The organism is Litorisediminicola beolgyonensis (genome assembly GCF_042679605.1).
Taxonomy (GTDB): Bacteria; Pseudomonadota; Alphaproteobacteria; order Rhodobacterales; family Rhodobacteraceae; genus Litorisediminicola; species Litorisediminicola beolgyonensis.
This window is the reverse complement of sequence record NZ_JBHTMU010000012.1, coordinates 39,166-57,186: the sequence shown is the minus strand read 5'-3', so window position 1 is coordinate 57,186 and position 18,021 is coordinate 39,166. Positions and strand designations below refer to the sequence as shown.

Genomic DNA, 18,021 nt, shown 5'->3' with positions numbered 1-18,021 from the left:
TCGCCCGGCGCGTCGAGGTGGGACGCGCCGGGTGACATCGGGGTGTTATTCGGCGGCGACGGGGCGCGCGCGGAGCATGGGCGCGAGGTAGCGGCCGGTATGGCTTTCCGCGACCTCGGCCACATCCTCGGGCGTTCCCGTGGCGACGATCCGGCCGCCGCCATCGCCGCCTTCGGGGCCGATATCGATGAGCCAGTCGGCGGTCTTGATGACGTCGAGATTGTGCTCGATCACCACGACGGAATTGCCCTGCTCCACCAGCTCGTGCAGCACTTCGAGAAGCTTGCGCACGTCTTCGAAATGCAGGCCCGTCGTCGGCTCGTCGAGGATGTAGAGCGTGCGCCCCGTGGAGCGCTTGGCAAGCTCCTTCGAGAGCTTCACCCGCTGCGCCTCGCCGCCCGAGAGGGTCGTCGCCTGCTGGCCGACCTTGATATAGCCGAGACCCACGCGCATCAGCGCATCCATCTTCTCGCGGATCGAGGGCACGGCGGCGAAGAACTCCTGCGCATCCTCGACCGTCATGTCGAGCACATCGGCGATGCTCTTCCCCTTGAACCGGATCTCCAGCGTCTCGCGGTTGTAGCGCGCGCCCTTGCAGGTCTCGCAGGTCACGTAGACATCCGGCAGGAAATGCATCTCGATCTTGATGACGCCGTCACCCTGGCAGGCCTCGCAGCGGCCGCCCTTGACGTTGAAGCTGAAGCGGCCGGGCTTGTAGCCGCGCGCCTTGGCTTCGGGGAGGCCCGCGAACCAGTCGCGGATCGGCGTGAAGGCGCCGGTATAGGTGGCCGGGTTCGAGCGCGGCGTGCGTCCGATCGGGCGCTGGTCGATGTCGATCACCTTGTCGAGATGCTCGAGCCCCTTGATCGTCTCGCAGGGCGCGGGCGTCTGCCGCGCGCCGTTCAGCCTCATCGAGGCGGTCTTGAACAAGGTCTCGATGGTCAGGGTCGACTTGCCGCCGCCCGAGACGCCAGTCACGCAGACGAACTTGCCCAGCGGGAACTCGGCGGTGACATCGTGGAGGTTGTTGCCGCTGGCCTTGACCACGGTGATCTTCTTCTTGTTGCCCTTGCGGCGGGTCGTGGGCACGGCGATCTCGCGCGTGCCCGCAAGATACTGTCCGGTCACCGAGTTCGTGTCCGCTGCGATCTCCTCGGGCGTGCCGTGGCTGACCACCTGGCCGCCATGGACGCCCGCGCCGGGGCCGATGTCGAAGACGTAATCGGACTGGCGGATCATGTCCTCGTCATGTTCGACGACGATCACCGTGTTGCCCTGGTCGCGGAGGTTCTTGAGCGTGCCGATCAGCCGGTCGTTGTCGCGCTGGTGGAGACCGATCGAGGGCTCGTCGAGCACGTAGAGCACGCCGGTCAGGCCCGAGCCGATCTGGCTCGCCAGCCGGATCCGTTGGCTCTCGCCACCGGACAGCGTGCCCGCGTTGCGCGACATGGTCAGGTATTCGAGACCAACATTGTTCAGAAAGCCCAGCCGCTCGCGGATCTCCTTGAGGATGGCGCGCGCGATCTCGTTCTTCTGTGCCGACAGGCTGTCGGGCACGGATTGCGTCCAGGCATAGGCTTCGCGGATCGACATCTCGACGATCTGGCCGATATGGAGCCGGTCTTCGGGCGCGCCCTTGGCCGGGCCGATCTTGACCGCCAGCGCCTCTTCCCGCAGGCGGTAGCCGCCGCAGGTGCCGCAGGAGCGGTTGTTCTGGTAGCGCTCGAACTCTTCGCGGACCCAGCTGGAATCGGTTTCGCGGTAGCGGCGCTCCATGTTCGGGATCACGCCCTCGAAGCTGCGCGAGACATTGTAGACGCGGCCGCCTTCGTCGTAGCGGAAGGGGATCTCCTCGTCGCCGGAGCCGTAGAGGAACACCTGCTGGATATGGGCCGGTAGGTCCTTCCACTTGGTCGCGGCTTTGAACTCGTAATGGCGCGCGAGCGACTGGATGGTCTGGGTGAAATAGGGCGACTTGCCCTTGCGCCAGGGCGCGATGGCGCCGTCGCCGATCTTGAGGTTCTGGTCGGGCACGACGAGGCGCTCGTCGAAGAAGAGCTCGACGCCGAGACCGTCGCAATCCGGGCAGGCCCCGAAGGGCGCGTTGAACGAGAAGAGCCGCGGCTCGATCTCGGGGATGGTGAAGCCCGAGACCGGACAGGCGAAGTTCTCCGAGAAGGTGATGCGCTCGGGCTCGCCCTCATCGTCGCGCGGGGCGGTTTCGAGGATGGCGATGCCGGAGGCGAGATCGAGCGCGGTGCGGAAACTGTCGGCGAGGCGGGTCTCGAGCCCTTCGCGGACGACGATCCGGTCGACCACGACGTCGATGTCGTGGCGGAACTTCTTGTCGAGCGTCGGCGGCTCGTCGAGCTCGTAGAACTGGCCGTCGACCTTGACGCGCTGGAAGCCCTGCTTGCGCAGCTCCAGGAATTCCTTGCGATACTCGCCCTTGCGGTCGCGCACGATGGGCGCGAGGAGATAGCCGCGCGTGCCCTCCTCCATCTCCATCACGCGGTCGACCATGTCCTGCACCTGCTGCGCCTCGATGGGTTTGCCGGTCGCGGGACTGTAGGGGGTGCCGGCCCGGGCGAAGAGCAGGCGGAGATAGTCGTAGATCTCGGTGACGGTGCCGACGGTCGAGCGCGGGTTTTTCGAGGTGGTCTTCTGCTCGATGGAGATCGCGGGCGAGAGGCCCGAGATATGGTCGACATCGGGCTTTTCCATCATGTCGAGGAACTGCCGCGCATAGGCGCTAAGCGACTCGACATAGCGGCGCTGCCCCTCTGCATAGATCGTGTCGAAGGCCAGGGACGACTTGCCCGAGCCCGACAGGCCGGTGATCACCACCAGCTCGTCGCGGGGGATGTCGACATCGATGGACTTGAGGTTGTGCTCGCGCGCGCCGCGCACCTCGATCTTCTTCAGCTCGGCCATGATACCCCCGCTCACGAATGGTCAACAGATAGGGGATCGGCCCGGTTCCTCCAAGAGCGAAAAGAGAACGAAAGGGAAACGTGACCGGGCTTGCCCGGTTCTGCGGCACCGCGTCGCGGGCGGTGGCGGAAACCGGACCGGTTTCCGCGCGAATTCCGGTTCGGAATTCGGGGCAGAACGACCGATCAGCGGTATTTCAGCGAGACCCCGTCATGGAAGAGATGCACCTTCTCCGGCTCGGCGCCGAGCTTCACGGTCTTGCCGCGCAGGTCCTTATGGATGCCGGGCAGCTTGCCGATCACCGGCTCGCCCTTGTCGGCCTCGAAATAGAGCAGCGTCACCTCGCCGAGCGCCTCGATGATGTCCACCCGGCCCTCGTAGAGATACTCGTCCCCCGCCGCCTCGACCAGATCCTCGGGCCGGACGCCGACATTGACCTTGAGCCCCTTGTCGGCCTCGGTCGTCGGATAGAGCGACACCGCGGTGCCGCCGTCATGGTCCATCTTCACCACCGTGCGTTCGCCGGTCTCGGTGATCGTGCCGGGCAAAAGGTTCATCGCCGGAGAGCCGATGAACTGCGCCACGAACTCGCTGTTGGGCGTCTCGTAGAGCTCCAGCGGCGAGCCGACCTGCGCGATGCCCTTGTTGGCCAGCACCACGATCCGGGTCGCCAGCGTCATCGCCTCGACCTGGTCATGGGTCACGTAGATCATCGTCGAGTTCGGCATCTTCTCCTTGAGCTGCGCGATCTCGATCCGGGTCGCCACCCGCAGCGCCGCGTCGAGATTCGAGAGCGGCTCGTCGAAGAGATAGACCTTGGGGTCGCGCACGATGGAGCGGCCGATGGCGACGCGCTGGCGCTGACCGCCCGAGAGCGCCTTGGGCAGGCGGTCGAGATAGGGTTCGAGCTGCAGCATCTTAGCGGCGCGGTTCACCGCCTCGTCGATCTCGGACTGGCTCTTCTTGGCGATCTTCAGCGCGAAGCTCATGTTGTCGCGCACCGTCATGTGCGGATAGAGCGCGTAGCTCTGGAACACCATCGCGATGCCGCGCTGCGCGGGCGGCACGTCGTTGACGATCTGCCCGTCGATCTCGAGCGTGCCGCCGGTGATCTGCTCGAGCCCCGCGATCATCCGCAGAAGCGTCGACTTCCCGCAGCCCGAAGGACCGACGAACACGATCAGTTCGCCCTGCTTGATGTCGAGATTGATGTCGTTGAGCACGTTGACCGTGCCCCCGTAGGTCTTCTCGACATCGGTCAGTTTCAGGTTCGCCATATGTCCTCGTCCTTCCCCTAGTCGTTCGTCTCAGCCCGCGCGGACCATCAAGGCCGGCTGCCAGGGCCCCAGATGGAGCCGCCCGTCCGGCGCGGGGCCGGTGCTGCCCAGTTCCTGCCCGATCACCGTCCAGCGGCCCTCGGGCGCGTCGATGGCGCCGGGTTCTCCGCTCAGGTTGAAGGCGCAGAAGATCGTGTCGCCGCCGAGGCTCCGGCGGAAGCTGACGATGGTGCCCGAAGCCTGCATCCGCTCCTGGTCGCCCTGCATCAGCGCCGGGTGGGCGTGACGGAAGGCGATGGCGCGGCGGTAATGCTGCAGGATCGCGCCCGGATCGGCATCCTGCTCGTTGACCGCGCGGTGCAGATGCTGGTGGCTGACCGGAAGCCAGGGCCGGACCTCGGAGAAGCCACCATTATAGGCATCGCCATCCCAGACCATCGGCGTCCGGCAGCCGTCGCGGCCCTTGAAGGCCGGCCAGAACCGCTTGCCATAGGGGTCCTGCAGATCCTCGAAGGCGACCTCGGCCTCGTTCAGGCCCAACTCCTCGCCCTGGTAGAGGCAGCACGAGCCCTTGAGGCACATCATCAGCGTGGTGAAGGCGCGGGCGCCGTTTTCGGGCAGGTTCCAGCGCGAGATATGCCGCGGCACGTCGTGGTTCGAGAACGCCCAGCAGGGCCAGCCCTGCGCGGCCTTGTCCTCGACCATGTCGAAGACTTTCTTGACGTAAGCCGCGGTCGGCATCTTGTCGGACAAAAGCTCGAAGGCGTAGCTCATGTGGATGTAGTCCGAGCCGCCGGTATATTCGCCCAGCACCTCGAGCCCGCGCTGGTCCTCGCCGATCTCGCCGACCGCGGCGGCGTTGTAGCGGTTCATCAGCGTGCGGAGCTTCTTCAGGAACAGAAGATTCTCGGGCTGGGTCTTGTCGTAGAGATGGTTCTGCCAGGTATAGGGGTTCACCGCGGGCGCGGTGATCGGGTTGCGCTCTTCGGGCGGCAGGGCCGGGTTGTCGCGCAACTCCTTGTCATGGACATAGAAGTTGATCGTATCGAGCCGGAAGCCGTCGACGCCGCGGTCGAGCCAGAACTCGGCGGTGTCCAGAAGCGTCTTCTGCACCTCGGGTTCGTGAAAGTTCAGGTCGGGCTGCTCGGCCAGGAAATTGTGCAGGTAATACTGGCAGCGGCCCGGATCCCATTGCCAGGACGAGCCACCGAAGATCGACAGCCAGTTATTGGGCGGCGTGCCGTCGGGCTTGGCATCGGCCCAGACATACCAGTTGGACCTGGGATTGTCCTTGGACTGGCGGCTCTCGACGAACCAGGGATGGTCGATCGAAGTATGCGACAGCACGAGGTCGATCAGCACCTTCAGGCCCAGCCGGTGCGCCTCGGCGATCACCGTGTCGAAATCACCCAGCGTGCCGAACATCGGGTCGACATCGCAGTAATCCGACACGTCATAGCCGAAATCGCGCATCGGCGACTTGAAGAAGGGCGAGATCCAGATCGCGTCCACGCCGAGCGAGGCGACATGCTCGAGCCTCCGGGCGATGCCCAGAAGGTCGCCGACGCCGTCGCCGTTGCTGTCCTGGAAGCTCCGCGGATAGATCTGGTAGATCACCGCGCCGCGCCACCAGTCGGCGTGTTTGTCGAGCCCCGCCGGAACGGGACGCTTGGCCGTCTTGTTCATGATCGTCTCACTTGACCGAGCCGGCCAGAAGGCCGCGCACGAGATAGCGTTGCATCGCGAAGAACACGAAAAGCGGAACCGCGATGGAGATGAAGGCCGCGGCCGCCAGGATGCCCCAGTCGCCGCCGCGCGAGCCCAGAAGGTCGTCGGCGATCTTGACCGTCATCACCCAGCTCTCCGAGTTGGACGGCAGGAACACCTTGGCCACGAGAAGGTCGTTCCAGGTCCAGAGGAACTGGAAGATCGCGAAGCTCGCCAGCGCCGGGAAGGACAAGGGCAGGACGATCTTGGTGAAGACCTGGAAATCCGTGGCCCCGTCGACCTTGGCGCTCTCGATGATGTCGCGTGGCAGTCCGACCATGTAGTTGCGCAAGAGATAGATCGCGAGCGGCATGCCGAAGGCCGTATGCGCCAGCCATATCCCGAGGAAACTCTGTCCGATCCCGACCGCGTTGTGCAGTTGCAGGAGTGGCACGAGCGCGAGCTGCAAGGGCACCACCAGAAGACCCACCACCATCGCGATCAGGAACCCCCTGCCCGCGAAATCCATCCAGGCGAGCGCATAGGCCGCGAAGGCCGCGACGAGGATCGGGATGATCGTGGCCGGGATCGTCACCGTCAGCGTGTTGATGAAGGCCCGGTCCATGTTGTCCGAGGTCAGGATCTGCTCGTAGTTCTGCAAGGTGAACTCGGGCGGCGTCTCGGCGGTGATGTAGACGGACGGGTCGCGGCTGATCTCGTCCGCGTCGCGATAGACGAAATCGCCATTGGCCGCGATGCTGAGTGATCGGTCGAAGACCTCGGTGCCGGGGATGATCTCGTTGCCGTCCTCGTCGGTCTCGGGGAAGCTTGCCGCCTCGCCCAGGGGATGCTGGACCTCGATGCGGGTGTCGTCGATCTTGCCGTCTTCCTCGCGCACGTCGATGCGGTAGCGGGCATAGACCGTGCCCGGCTCCGCCGCGCCCGGCGCGGTGGCGGCGATCCCGAAGCCCGAGACCGTGCCGGAACCCGCGACATCGGGCGAGGAGAAGACATTGCCCTCGAGCACGAAGATGTCGCCATCGGGCCGCGCATCGGCGGCCGAAGGGTTGATGCGATAGGCCTGCTCGACCGGGAACATCGCGCTCCACCAGCCGGATTCCGAGATCTGTTCGCGCTCCCGGAACGACGAGACCAGAAGGCCCACGGTCGGGATCAGCCAGATCAGCACCAGAGCGATCACGCTCAGGTTGGTGACGATGGAAAGGCCCGATTTCTGTCCTGCGATATTGTCCATGTCCCTGCCCTCCCTCAGCGCATTTCTTTCCGCGCCTGGCGGATGTTCCAGACCATCACCGGCAGCACGATGATCATGATCACGAAGGCCACGGCGGTCGCCCGGCCGTCATCGCGGAACATGTAATCCATCATGTAACTCGGCAGGATCTCGGTATCGAAATTGCCCCCCGTCATCGCATAGACGATGTCGAAGACCTTCAGCACGAGGATGGTGATCGTGGTCCACACCACGACGATCGTGCCCATGATCTGCGGGACCTTGATCTTGAAGAAGATCTGGAACGGGTTCGCCCCGTCGATGATCGCGGCCTCGATGGTCTCTTCGGGGATGCCGCGCAGCGCCGCCGAGAGGATCACCATGGCAAAGCCGGTCTGGATCCAGACGAGGATCACCATCAGGAAGAAGTTGTTCCAGAACGGGATCTGCAGCGGGTCGATGGGCCCGAGCCCGATCACGTCGCGCAGCGCGTTGATGATGCCGATATCGGGGTCGTTGGCGTAGACAAACTTCCAGATCAGCGAGGCGCCGACGAAAGAGATCGCCATCGGCATGAAGATCAGCGATTTCGCGATGTTGCCCCATTTCAGCCGGTCGGTGAGCTGCGCCACGAGAAGGCCCAGGAACGTCGCCGCGGCGGGCACGAAGAGCGCCCAGAGCACGTTGTTGAAAAACGCGGTGCGGAAGCCCTCTTCCGAGAACATCTGGGTGTAGTTGCCGAGCCCGATGAACGTGTCGCCCGAGCGGTTGTAGAGCGAGCGCCAGAACGAGCCGACCACCGGGTAGACGAGGTAGAGCCCGAGCGCGAACATCGCCGGAAAGAGGAAGAGCCAGGGCCGGACCATCGTGGCGCGGTTGATGTTGCGCCCGTGGTCGTCGTCGCGGGGCGGGAAGATCACCTTGTCGAGGATCATGTTCGACAGGAAGAAATATCCCACGCATCCGCCGACGCCGATGATGATGGTGATGATGCCCTGAATGATCGGTGACATGGTCGGCCCTCCCCCTGGGACGCGCGCGGCTGGAACCCGCGACGGTCTTGCCGCCGCCCGGAGGGTCTCCGGGCGGCGAAACTGTCTGTCAGGCGATTACTGGATCGAGTCCCAGCGGTCCTGGATGGTCTGGGTGACGTCCTCGGCGGACGCGCCGGTGACGTAGTCGACCATGCCGCTCCAGAAGGCGCCCGCGCCGATCTCCGACGGCATCAGGTCCGAGGCGTCGAAGCGGAAGGTCGAGGCATCCTGGAGGATCTCGCCCATCGCGCGCTGGGTGTCGGTGGCATAGGCCTCGAGATTGACGCCCGCATGCGCCGTCAGGAAGCCGTCCTGCGCCATCCAGAGCTCATGCGCGATCGGGGTCTTCAGGTATTCCAGCACCGCGGTCGCACCCTCGGAGGGGTTGGTGATGCCGAAGAGCGTGCCAGCCCCCAGAACCGGGCTGCCCAGGTCCTTTTCCTCGAAGGCCGGGAAGTAGAAGAAGTCCACGTCCTGGCCGAGCTCGGTGCCATCCGGGAAGAAGGCCGGGATGAAGGAGGCCTGACGGTGCATGTAGCACTCGGGCGGGATCGCGAAGAGGCCCGCCGGGCTGTCGCGGAAGTCGGTGGTGGCCACGTTGGCCGCGCCGCCCTGCACGAAATCGTCGTTGCGGGCGAACCAGCCGAACTCCTCGATCGCGCCGATGACGGCCGGATCGGTGAAGGGCAGCTCGTTCGTCACCCACTGGTCATAGACCGACGGGTCCTGCGTGCGCAGCATCATGTCCTCGACCCAGTCGGTCGCGGGCCAGCCGGTCGCCGCACCGGATCCGAGGCCGATGCACCACGGCGTGCCGCCGTCGTCGAAGATCTCCTGTGTCAGTTCCTTCAGCTCTTCCATCGTCTCGGGGATGTCGTAACCTGCCTCGTCGAAGGCGGTCGGCGAGTACCAGACGAGCGATTTCAGGTCGACGCGGTAGAACATGCCGTAGAGCGCCTCGGTCCCGTCCTCGCCCGCATAGGTGCCGAGATCGACCCAGGACTGGCCGGCCGCGAAATTGTCGCGCACCCAGTCCGAGGTGCCCTCGGGCAGCGCGGTCAGAAGACCCTGGCTCGCCATGTCGGCGGCAAGGCCGGGCTGCGGGAAGACCGCGAGGTTCGGGGCCGAGCCCGAGCGCGCGGCGATCACGATGTCCTGCTCGAAGCTGTCCGAGCCCGAGTAGTTCACGGTCGCGCCGGTGGCCTTCTCGAAGAAGTCGAAGACGATGTCGACTTTCTCTTTCTCGTTGCCGGTCCAGGGGCCGGTGATCTCGATGGTCTCGCCGCTCAGGTCATGCGCGTCGGCAAAGGCGGTGTAGCTGTCCCAGTTGAACGGCCCCTCGCCCTCGGTGATCTGCAAATGCTCGGCGGCAAGCACGCCGGTCGCGCTGACGGCGAGCACCGCGGCGGTCGTAAAGAGTGTGTTTTTCATGTGAATTCCTCCCGGTTTCATCTCACGGGATTTGCAACGGCCCCCGCAAGTAAAATTTCGCCCGCACGCAATCCAAAGCGCTTTGGGTGCCGCGAACCTGTCTGGTTCTTCGCCACATGTCAATCGGATCACTCTTGCAAAGCCAGAATTTCATTGCCGCAGCGCGGCGAAGCCCTGCACCACTTGCCCCTTTCCTCGCGGAGCCGCATGCAGTATCCAAATCAATAATTGAAAGCGCTTTGGGCCACAGGGGACGCAAGCAGCGGTGAATCTCAAGCAACTCTCGGAACATCTCGGCCTCAGCCAGACGACGGTGAGCCGCGCGCTCAACGGCTATCCCGAGGTGCGCGAAGAAACACGGCGGCGCATCGTGTCCGTCGCCCGCGAGGTCGGCTATATCCCGAACGCCCGCGCCAAGGGGCTCGCCACCGGGCGGGCCATGTCCATCGGGCACGTGATTCCCGTCTCGAAGGCCCATGAGATGGTGAACCCGGTCTTCGCCGATTTCATCTCGGGCGCCTCCGAGGTCTACACCGCCGCCGGCTACGACCTGACGCTCTCGATGGTCGAGGACGGCGCGCAGGAGGCCCGCTACCGCGACATCCGCGCCAAGGGCAATGTCGACGGGCTGATCCTGCACGGGCCCCACCGCACCGATCACCGGATCGACCTTCTGAGCGAGCTCGGCCTGCCCTTCGTGGTCCATGGCCGTGCCAGCGACATGGACGCGCCCTACTCCTGGATCGACATGAACAACCGCCGCGCCTTCAAGCGCGCGACCCAGCTTCTGATCGAGCTCGGCCATCGCCGCATCGCGCTGATCAACGGACTCGAGACAATGGATTTCGCCTGGCGCCGCCGCGAGGGATACCTCGCCGCGCTCGAGGAGGCCGGGATCGCGCCGAACCCCGAGCTGATGGTCCAGGGCGAGATGACCGAGGAGCTCGGTTATTCGGCGATGCGCAAGATGCGGGGGATGGATGCCCCGCCCACGGCCGTGCTGACCTCGTCGGTGATCACCGCCATCGGCGTCCGGCACGCCCTCGACGAGACCGGGCTGACCCTCGGCCGCGACATCAGCCTCGTCACCCATGATGACGACCTGGGCTACCTGCGCAACCGCGCCGCCGTCCCGGTCTTCACCGCCACGCGCTCCTCGGTCCGCGAGCACGGCAAGCGCGCCGCGGAAATGCTTCTGAGCCTCATTGCAGATCCCGAGACCGGACCGGTACAGGAACTGCTCGAGGCCGACCTGATCATCGGCCGCTCGACCGGACCGGCCCCCGCCCTGGAAGGACCCGTTGTATGAAACACCGCCGCGCCGATTTCCCCGACGGCTTCACCTTCGGCACCGCGACCTCCTCGTATCAGATCGAGGGGCACGGCTTCGGCGGCGCAGGCTCGACCCATTGGGACACCTATGCCGCGACCCCCGGCAACGTGGTCCGGGCCGAGGACGGGCGCGTCGCCTGCGATCATTACCACCGATACGAAGAGGACATGGACCTTGTCGCGGGCGCGGGCTTCGACGCCTATCGCTTCTCGACCTCCTGGGCGCGGGTCCTGCCCGAGGGCAAGGGCCAGCCCAACGAAGAAGGGCTCGATTTCTACGACCGTCTTGTCGACGCGATATGCGAGCGCGGCGTGAAACCGGCGCTGACGCTCTATCACTGGGAACTGCCCTCGGCGCTCTCGGATCTCGGCGGCTGGACCAATCCCGACGTCGCCAAGTGGTTCGCCGATTATGCCGAGGTGATCATGGGCCGCATCGGCGACCGGGTCTGGTCGACGGCCACGATCAACGAGTTCTTCTGCGTCACCTGGCTGAGCCATTTCCTGGGCGCGCAGGCGCCGGGGTTACGGGACATTCGCGCCACCGCAAGGGCGATGCATCACTGCCTTCTGGCCCACGGCACCGCGGCCCAGGCGCTCCGCGCGATGGGCATCGACAATATCGGCGCGGTCTTCAATCTCGAATGGGCCGAACCGGCCGAGCGCGGCGCCAAGGCGCAGCAGGCCGCCGCGATCCATGACGGTTACTACAACCGCTTCTTCATGGACGGGGTCTTCCGCGGCAGCTACCCGCAGGTCATCCTCGACGGGCTCGAAAAACATCTGCCGAAAGGCTGGGAACAGGATTTCCCGACGATCCAGGCGCCGATGGACTGGTGCGGCGTCAATTACTACACCCGTGCGATCCTCGCGCCTTCGGGCGGAGCGTGGCCTGGTCTGACGCCGGTCGAAGGCCCCCTCGAGAAAACGGTGATGGGCTGGGAGGTCTATCCCGAGGGCCTTTACCGCTTCCTCAAGCGCACCGCGCAGGACTATACCGGCGACATGCCGATCTTCGTCACCGAGAACGGCATGGCAGCGCATGATCCGATCGAGAACGGCGCGATCGAGGACCCGCAGCGCATCGCCTATATCGAGGCCCATCTCGACGCGGTTCTGCGCGCCATCGACGAAGGCGTGCCGGTTTCGGGCTATTTCATCTGGTCGCTTCTCGACAATTACGAATGGTCCTTCGGCTACAAGGAACGCTTCGGACTGGTGCATGTGGATTTCGACAGCCTTGAACGCACGCCGAAAGCCTCCTACCACGCGATCAAAGCGGCATTGGGGAGAGCGTGATGGCGGATCAGACGGCGGTTGTCGCGGATATCGGCGGCACCAATACGCGCGTTGCGCTGGCCCACGGCGCCGAGATCGAGACCGGCTCGATCCGGCGCTATCGCAATGCCGAGGTGTCGGGGCTGGGCGAAGTGCTGGAGCATTACCTGGCCGAGATCGGCGCGTCGCCCGAGGCGGCCTGCGTCGCGATGGCAGGCCCGGTGCGCGACGGCATCGGCAAGCTCACCAATCTCAACTGGTCCATCGACCGCAAGGTGATCTCGGAGGCTTCGGGTGCCACCACCGTGGCGGTGCTGAACGACCTGCAGGCGCAGGGCCATGCGCTCGACCGGCTGGGACCTGAAAGCCTGGTCCCGCTCCTGCCCGGCCAGCCCGCAAGTCCGCAGGCCGCGAAGCTCGTTGTCGGCGTCGGCACCGGTCTCAACGCCGCTCCGGTCTACCGGCTGGGCGGCCAGACGCTGGTGCCGCCCTCGGAATCAGGTCACATCACCATGCCCACGCCCGATGCCGAAACCCGGGCGCTGCGCGACTGGATCGCCCAGAAGCATCCCCAGCCCGGGATCGAGGACGCCCTGTCGGGCCGCGGCTTCGAGCGGATCTACGCCTGGCTCGCCGAGGATGCGGGCGCCGCGCCGAAGGACGCCGCCGCGATCATGGAGAGCACCGGCGACGATCCTCTCGCGGACAAGGCGGTGCGCATCTTCACCCGCATGCTCGGGCGTCTCGTCGGAGATCTGGCGCTCGTCAGCCTGCCCTTCGGCGGCATCTATCTCTGCGGCGGGGTCGCGCGCCATTTCGAGCCTCATCTGAAATCGGGCACCTTCGAAGAGGCCCTGACCGACAAGGGGCGGTTCTCCGAGTTCATGCGCCAGTTTCCCGTCCACCTCGTCGCCGACGACTATGCCGCCCTCACCGGCTCCGCCTGCCACCTCGCGGAATTGATGGGCCAGCGCGAAGACGCTGCCTAATTTCGCGCCACCGGGCTGCGACAGCCGCGCGCGGCGCCGTCATTCGCGCTTGCCATTCACATGGGCGCGCTGTTGATAGCGGTAACGCCGCCTCGATTTCGAAAGGCCAGACAGATGAATATCGCGACCCCTCCCCGCACCACCGCCGACGCGTTTCGTGACGATATCCTGCGCCATCTGACCTATGAGATCGGCACCGACCCGTCCCATGCGCAGGTGCAGGACTGGCGGCTGGCGCTGTCCTTCGCGGTCCGCGACCGGATCGTGGATTCGTGGTTCGCGGCCACCCGCAAGACCTACGAGGCCGGGGCCAAGCGCGTCTATTACCTGTCGATGGAGTTCCTGATCGGCCGTCTTCTCGAGGACGGCATCGTCAACCTGCGGCTTCTGGACGAGGCGCGCGGCGCGCTCTCGCAGCTCGGGGTCGATTTCGACACGGTCCTTTCCGACGAGCCCGACGCGGCGCTCGGCAATGGCGGTCTGGGACGGCTCGCGGCCTGTTTCCTCGAAAGCCTCTCGACGCTTGGCTGCCCCGCCTATGGCTACGGCATCCGCTACGAGCACGGGCTTTTCCGCCAGAGCTTCGAGGGCGGCCGCCAGATGGAAGCGCCCGAGACCTGGCTCCTGCAGCGCCACGCCTGGGAGTTCGAGCGCCCCGAGGCGAGCTACCCGATCGGCTTCGGCGGCAGCGTCGAGACGAAGGGCGGAACCACCGTCTGGACGCCCTCGGAATGCGTCTTCGCCGAGGCGTTCGACACGCCCATCGTCGGCTGGCAGGGCCGCTGGGCCAACACGCTGCGGCTCTGGTCGGCCAAGGCCGCGAACCCGTTCGACCTGTCCTCCTTCAACCGCGGCGCCTTTGCCGAGGCCGCCCAGCCCGAGGCGCTGGCGCGCACGATCAGCCGCGTGCTTTATCCCGACGACACCACCGAGCAGGGCAAGGAGCTGCGCCTCAAGCAGGAGTTCTTCCTGACCGCCGCCGCGCTCCGAGACATCCTGCGCCGCTTCGACAGTGAGCATGACGACCTGGGCAAGCTGCCCGCCAAGGTGGCGATCCAGCTCAACGACACCCATCCCGCCATCGCCGGGCCGGAGCTGGTCCGCATCCTGCACGACGAGCGCGGCATGAGCTTCGAGGACGCGATGGCCACCGCTACGGCCTGCCTCAGCTACACCAACCACACGCTCCTGCCCGAGGCGCTGGAAAGCTGGGGCGAAGGTCTCTTCGGCCGCCTCCTGCCGCGGCATCTGCAGATCGTCGACCGGATCGACTCGGCCCATGCCAAGGCCAACCCCTCGCGCAGCCTCTCGGTCCGGGCGGATCACCAGGTGAAGATGGGCGAGCTGTCCTTCGTCATGGCCCACAAGGTCAACGGCGTCTCGGCGCTCCATACCGGGCTGATGAAGGAAACCGTCTTCGAGGAGCTGCACCGGCTCCACCCCGACCGGATCGTGAACCAGACCAACGGCGTCACGCCGCGACGCTGGCTTCTGTCCTGCAACCCGCGGCTCTCCGGCCTGATCACCGAGACCATCGGCGAGGGCTGGGTCGATGACCTGGAGCGGCTGAAGGAGCTGGAGCCCTCGATCGAGGACGCGGGCTGGCGCCAGCGCTATGCCGACGCCAAGCGCGGCAACAAGGCCGATCTCGCGGCCTGGATGGCCGAGGCGCACGGGCTCACCGTTGATCCCGACGCGATGTTCGACGTCCAGATCAAGCGCCTGCACGAGTACAAGCGCCAGCATCTCAACATCCTCGAGGCCATCGCGCTCTGGCAGGAGATCAAGGACGCGCCCTCGGGCAACCATGTCCCGCGCGTCAAGATCTTCGCAGGCAAGGCCGCGCCCGGCTATTTCTTCGCCAAGGACATCATCCGCCTGATCAACGACGTGGCCCAGGTGATCAACGCCGATGCCGCGACCCGCGATTTCTTCCAGGTGGTGTTCCTTCCGAACTACAACGTGACGCTCGCCGAGCGCCTGATCCCGGCCGCCGATCTCTCCGAGCAGATCTCGACCGCCGGCAAGGAAGCCTCGGGCACCGGCAACATGAAATTCGCCCTGAACGGCGCGCTGACCATCGGCACGCTCGACGGCGCCAATGTCGAGATCCGCGAGCATGTCGGTGCGGAGAACTTCTTCCTCTTCGGCATGACCGCGGACGAGGTCGTCGCGCGGCGGAAGGTCGAGAACCACGCCGCCCAGGCCATCGCCGCCGATCCGCGCCTGAAGCGCGCGCTCGACGCGATCAAGGACGGTCTCTTCTCGCCCGACGAGCCGGATCGCTACGTGCATATCGTCGAGAACCTGTCGGGACCGGACTACTTCCTCGTCTCCTCGGACTTCACCGATTACTGGCGCGCCAGCCGCGAGGTCGATGCCGCCTATGCCGATGCGGAGACATGGACGCGCAAAGCCGCTCTCAACACCGCGAGATCGGGTTGGTTCTCGTCGGATCGCACGATCCGTGGTTACATGAGCGACATCTGGAACGCGGAAAGCCTTCTGACAGGCTGAAAATCGGTCGATACGTTGAACGTCGGAAGCGGGGGTCTAAGCTAGGCAGCATGGCACAGAACAAAGACCTCCCCCCGCTCGACCGTCTCCGCAGTGTTTCCGAAGGCACCTGCGACGACGTCTTTTCCCTCCTCGGCCCGCGCGGCGCGGGAGAGACCAGGACCGTGACCGCATTCGATCCCGGAGCGGTTGAGATGTGGGCGGTGATCGGAAACCAGCAATACCCGCTCGCCCCGGTCGAGGGCGTCCCGGGAACCTTCCACGGACCGGTCCCGGGCGACGCGCCCTACGGGCTGCGCGGCGCCAATGCCGGCGGTGTCTGGGACACCGAGGACACCTACCGCTTCGGCCCGGTCCTGGGCGAGATCGACGAGTATCTCCTGGGCGAAGGCACCCATAAGCGGCTCTGGACGGTGCTCGGCGCGCATGTGATGGAGCACGAGGGCGTCTACGGCACGCATTTCGCGGTCTGGGCGCCCAACGCCCGGCGCGTCTCGGTCGTCGGCGATTTCAACCTCTGGGACGGCCGGCGGCATGTCATGCGGCGGCGCGGCGCGACCGGCGTCTGGGAGATCTTCCTGCCCGGTCTCGGCGAAGGCACCGTCTACAAATACGAGATCGTCGGCGCGCATGGCGCGGTCCTGCCGCTCAAGGCCGACCCGGTCGGCTTCGGCTCGCAGCACCCGCCGGAGAACGCCAGCGTCGTGCGCGACATCCGCGGCTATGGCTGGTCGGATCAGGAGTGGATGGAGACCCGCGCCAAGGCCAATGGCCGCGAGGCGCCGATCTCGGTCTACGAGGTGCATCTGGGCTCGTGGCGGCGAAAGGAGAACGGGCGGCGCATCTCCTATGTCGAGGCCGCGACCGAGCTGGTCGAGTATGTCCGCGACATGGGCTTCACCCATATCGAGCTGCTGCCGATCTCGGAATATCCGTTCGACGGCTCCTGGGGCTACCAGCCCGTGGGCATGTTCGCGCCCACCGTCCGCCACGGTCCTCCGCATGAGTTTCGCGATCTGGTCAACGCGGCGCACAAGGCCGGGATCGGCGTCATCCTCGACTGGGTGCCGGGCCATTTCCCGACCGATCCGCACGGGCTCGGCCAGTTCGACGGCACCGCCCTCTACGAGCATGCCGACCCGCGCGAGGGGTTCCACCAGGACTGGAACACGCTGATCTACAATTACGGGCGCACCGAGGTGAAGAACTACCTCGTCTCCAACGCCTTGTACTGGCTCGAGGAATACCACACCGACGGGCTGCGCGTGGATGCGGTCGCCTCGATGCTCTACCGCGACTACTCGCGCAAGGACGGCGAGTGGGTGCCGAACAAGGATGGCGGGCGCGAGAATTACGAGGCCATCGACGTGCTCCGCACGATGAACTCCGAGACCTATGGCGAATGCCCCGGGATCATGACGGTGGCCGAGGAAAGCACCTCGTTCCCCAAGGTCTCGCGGCCGGTCTATGACGGCGGGCTCGGCTTCGGGTTCAAGTGGAACATGGGCTGGATGAACGACACGCTCGAATACATCAAGAAGGACCCGATCTACCGCAAGCATCACCATCACCAGATGACCTTCGGGCTGCACTACGCCTTCTCCGAGAACTTCATCCTGCCGATCAGCCATGACGAGGTCGTGCATGGCAAGGGCTCGATGCTGAACCGGATGCCGGGCGGCGAATGGGAGAAATTCGCCAACCTGCGCGCCTATTACGGGTTCATGTGGGGCCACCCCGGCAAGAAGCTTCTCTTCATGGGACAGGAGTTCGCCCAGGGCCACGAGTGGAACCACAACGCCCAGCTCGACTGGGCGGCGGCCTCGGGCGGCTATCACAAGGGCATCCAGTCCCTCGTGCGCGACCTGAACCGGCTCTATGCCGACACGCCCGCGCTGCACGTCAAGGATTGCGACCCCGAGGGCTTCCAGTGGATCGAGGCCAACGATGCCGAGCGCTCGGTCTATGCCTGGATCCGGCGCGGCCATCCCGGCGACGCCGAGGTGGTGGTGCTCGCGAATTTCACGCCGGTCGAACAGACCGCCTATCGGGTCGGCATGCCGCAGGCCGGCACATGGCGCGAGGCGCTCAACACCGATGCCGGCCTCTACGGGGGCGGCGATCGCGGCAACATGGGCAGCGTGGAGGCCGTGGAGGACGGCTTCAACGGTCAGCCCGCGCAGGCGACGGTGGTGATCCCGCCGCTTTCGGCCGTCTTCCTGGTCAAGGAATGACGGCCCGCCCGCGACACATGCATGGCCGCAGCACCCGCGACAGCGGGCGCGGCG

The 18,021-nt window shown here is 65.7% G+C and carries 11 protein-coding genes; 5 read left to right on the top strand and 6 right to left on the bottom strand.

Translation table 11 applies throughout. The annotated features are described in order from the left end of the window. Window positions 1–45 precede the first annotated feature (45 nt). The 6 genes from uvrA to ACFQ4E_RS08705 form a co-directional block, all read right to left on the bottom strand. Window positions 46–2,934: an excinuclease ABC subunit UvrA gene (gene uvrA, locus ACFQ4E_RS08730; protein WP_386802623.1), complete on the bottom strand. Its 2,889-nt coding sequence runs from the start codon at window positions 2,932–2,934 to the stop codon at window positions 46–48. Between the two features lie 185 nt (window positions 2,935–3,119). Continuing rightward, window positions 3,120–4,211 carry an ABC transporter ATP-binding protein gene (locus ACFQ4E_RS08725; RefSeq protein ID WP_386802621.1) on the bottom strand — a complete coding sequence of 364 codons (1,092 nt, stop codon included), beginning with the start codon at window positions 4,209–4,211 and terminating at the stop codon, window positions 3,120–3,122. 30 nt (window positions 4,212–4,241) lie between these two features. Next, a complete protein-coding gene (locus ACFQ4E_RS08720) occupies window positions 4,242–5,897 on the bottom strand; it encodes an alpha-amylase family glycosyl hydrolase (RefSeq protein ID WP_386802619.1) in 1,656 nt (551 codons plus the stop codon). 7 nt (window positions 5,898–5,904) lie between these two features. Further along, window positions 5,905–7,173 (bottom strand): carbohydrate ABC transporter permease, encoded by a 1,269-nt coding sequence (locus ACFQ4E_RS08715; RefSeq protein WP_386802617.1) that lies wholly within the window; start codon window positions 7,171–7,173, stop codon window positions 5,905–5,907. Window positions 7,174–7,187: 14 nt separating this feature from the next. After that, window positions 7,188–8,165 carry a carbohydrate ABC transporter permease gene (locus ACFQ4E_RS08710; RefSeq protein WP_386802615.1) on the bottom strand — a complete coding sequence of 326 codons (978 nt, stop codon included), beginning with the start codon at window positions 8,163–8,165 and terminating at the stop codon, window positions 7,188–7,190. 96 nt (window positions 8,166–8,261) lie between these two features. Beyond that, window positions 8,262–9,617, bottom strand: a complete 1,356-nt coding sequence (locus ACFQ4E_RS08705; RefSeq protein WP_386802612.1) for an ABC transporter substrate-binding protein — start codon at window positions 9,615–9,617, stop codon at window positions 8,262–8,264. A 265-nt stretch (window positions 9,618–9,882) separates the two neighbouring features. On the opposite strand from ACFQ4E_RS08705, the gene ACFQ4E_RS08700 reads away from it, so the two are divergent. The 5 genes from ACFQ4E_RS08700 (at window position 9,883) to glgB (ending at window position 17,967) form a co-directional block, all read left to right on the top strand. Continuing rightward, on the top strand, window positions 9,883–10,926 hold the full coding sequence (locus ACFQ4E_RS08700; RefSeq protein ID WP_386802610.1) for a LacI family DNA-binding transcriptional regulator: 1,044 nt from the start codon (window positions 9,883–9,885) through the stop codon (window positions 10,924–10,926). Further along, complete coding sequence (locus tag ACFQ4E_RS08695; protein WP_386802608.1) at window positions 10,923–12,248, top strand: GH1 family beta-glucosidase; 1,326 nt, start codon at window positions 10,923–10,925, stop codon at window positions 12,246–12,248. Before ACFQ4E_RS08700 ends, ACFQ4E_RS08695 begins: the two co-directional genes overlap by 4 nt. Next, a complete protein-coding gene (locus ACFQ4E_RS08690) occupies window positions 12,248–13,216 on the top strand; it encodes a glucokinase (RefSeq protein WP_386802606.1) in 969 nt (322 codons plus the stop codon). Before ACFQ4E_RS08695 ends, ACFQ4E_RS08690 begins: the two co-directional genes overlap by 1 nt. 114 nt (window positions 13,217–13,330) lie before the next feature. Next, entirely contained in the window at window positions 13,331–15,733 is a 2,403-nt protein-coding gene (locus ACFQ4E_RS08685) for a glycogen/starch/alpha-glucan phosphorylase (RefSeq protein WP_386802604.1), read from the top strand. Window positions 15,734–15,783: 50 nt separating this feature from the next. Then, window positions 15,784–17,967: a 1,4-alpha-glucan branching protein GlgB gene (glgB, locus tag ACFQ4E_RS08680; RefSeq protein ID WP_386802603.1), complete on the top strand. Its 2,184-nt coding sequence runs from the start codon at window positions 15,784–15,786 to the stop codon at window positions 17,965–17,967. Window positions 17,968–18,021 lie beyond the last annotated feature (54 nt).

Coding starts and splice junctions, on each gene's coding strand:
- uvrA (WP_386802623.1), bottom strand. CDS start 2,934: ATGGCCGAGCTGAAGAAGATCGAGGTGCGCGGCGCGCGCGAGCACAAC.
- ACFQ4E_RS08725 (WP_386802621.1), bottom strand. CDS start 4,211: ATGGCGAACCTGAAACTGACCGATGTCGAGAAGACCTACGGGGGCACG.
- ACFQ4E_RS08720 (WP_386802619.1), bottom strand. CDS start 5,897: ATGAACAAGACGGCCAAGCGTCCCGTTCCGGCGGGGCTCGACAAACAC.
- ACFQ4E_RS08715 (WP_386802617.1), bottom strand. CDS start 7,173: ATGGACAATATCGCAGGACAGAAATCGGGCCTTTCCATCGTCACCAAC.
- ACFQ4E_RS08710 (WP_386802615.1), bottom strand. CDS start 8,165: ATGTCACCGATCATTCAGGGCATCATCACCATCATCATCGGCGTCGGC.
- ACFQ4E_RS08705 (WP_386802612.1), bottom strand. CDS start 9,617: ATGAAAAACACACTCTTTACGACCGCCGCGGTGCTCGCCGTCAGCGCG.
- ACFQ4E_RS08695 (WP_386802608.1), top strand. CDS start 10,923: ATGAAACACCGCCGCGCCGATTTCCCCGACGGCTTCACCTTCGGCACC.
- ACFQ4E_RS08690 (WP_386802606.1), top strand. CDS start 12,248: ATGGCGGATCAGACGGCGGTTGTCGCGGATATCGGCGGCACCAATACG.
- ACFQ4E_RS08685 (WP_386802604.1), top strand. CDS start 13,331: ATGAATATCGCGACCCCTCCCCGCACCACCGCCGACGCGTTTCGTGAC.
- glgB (WP_386802603.1), top strand. CDS start 15,784: ATGGCACAGAACAAAGACCTCCCCCCGCTCGACCGTCTCCGCAGTGTT.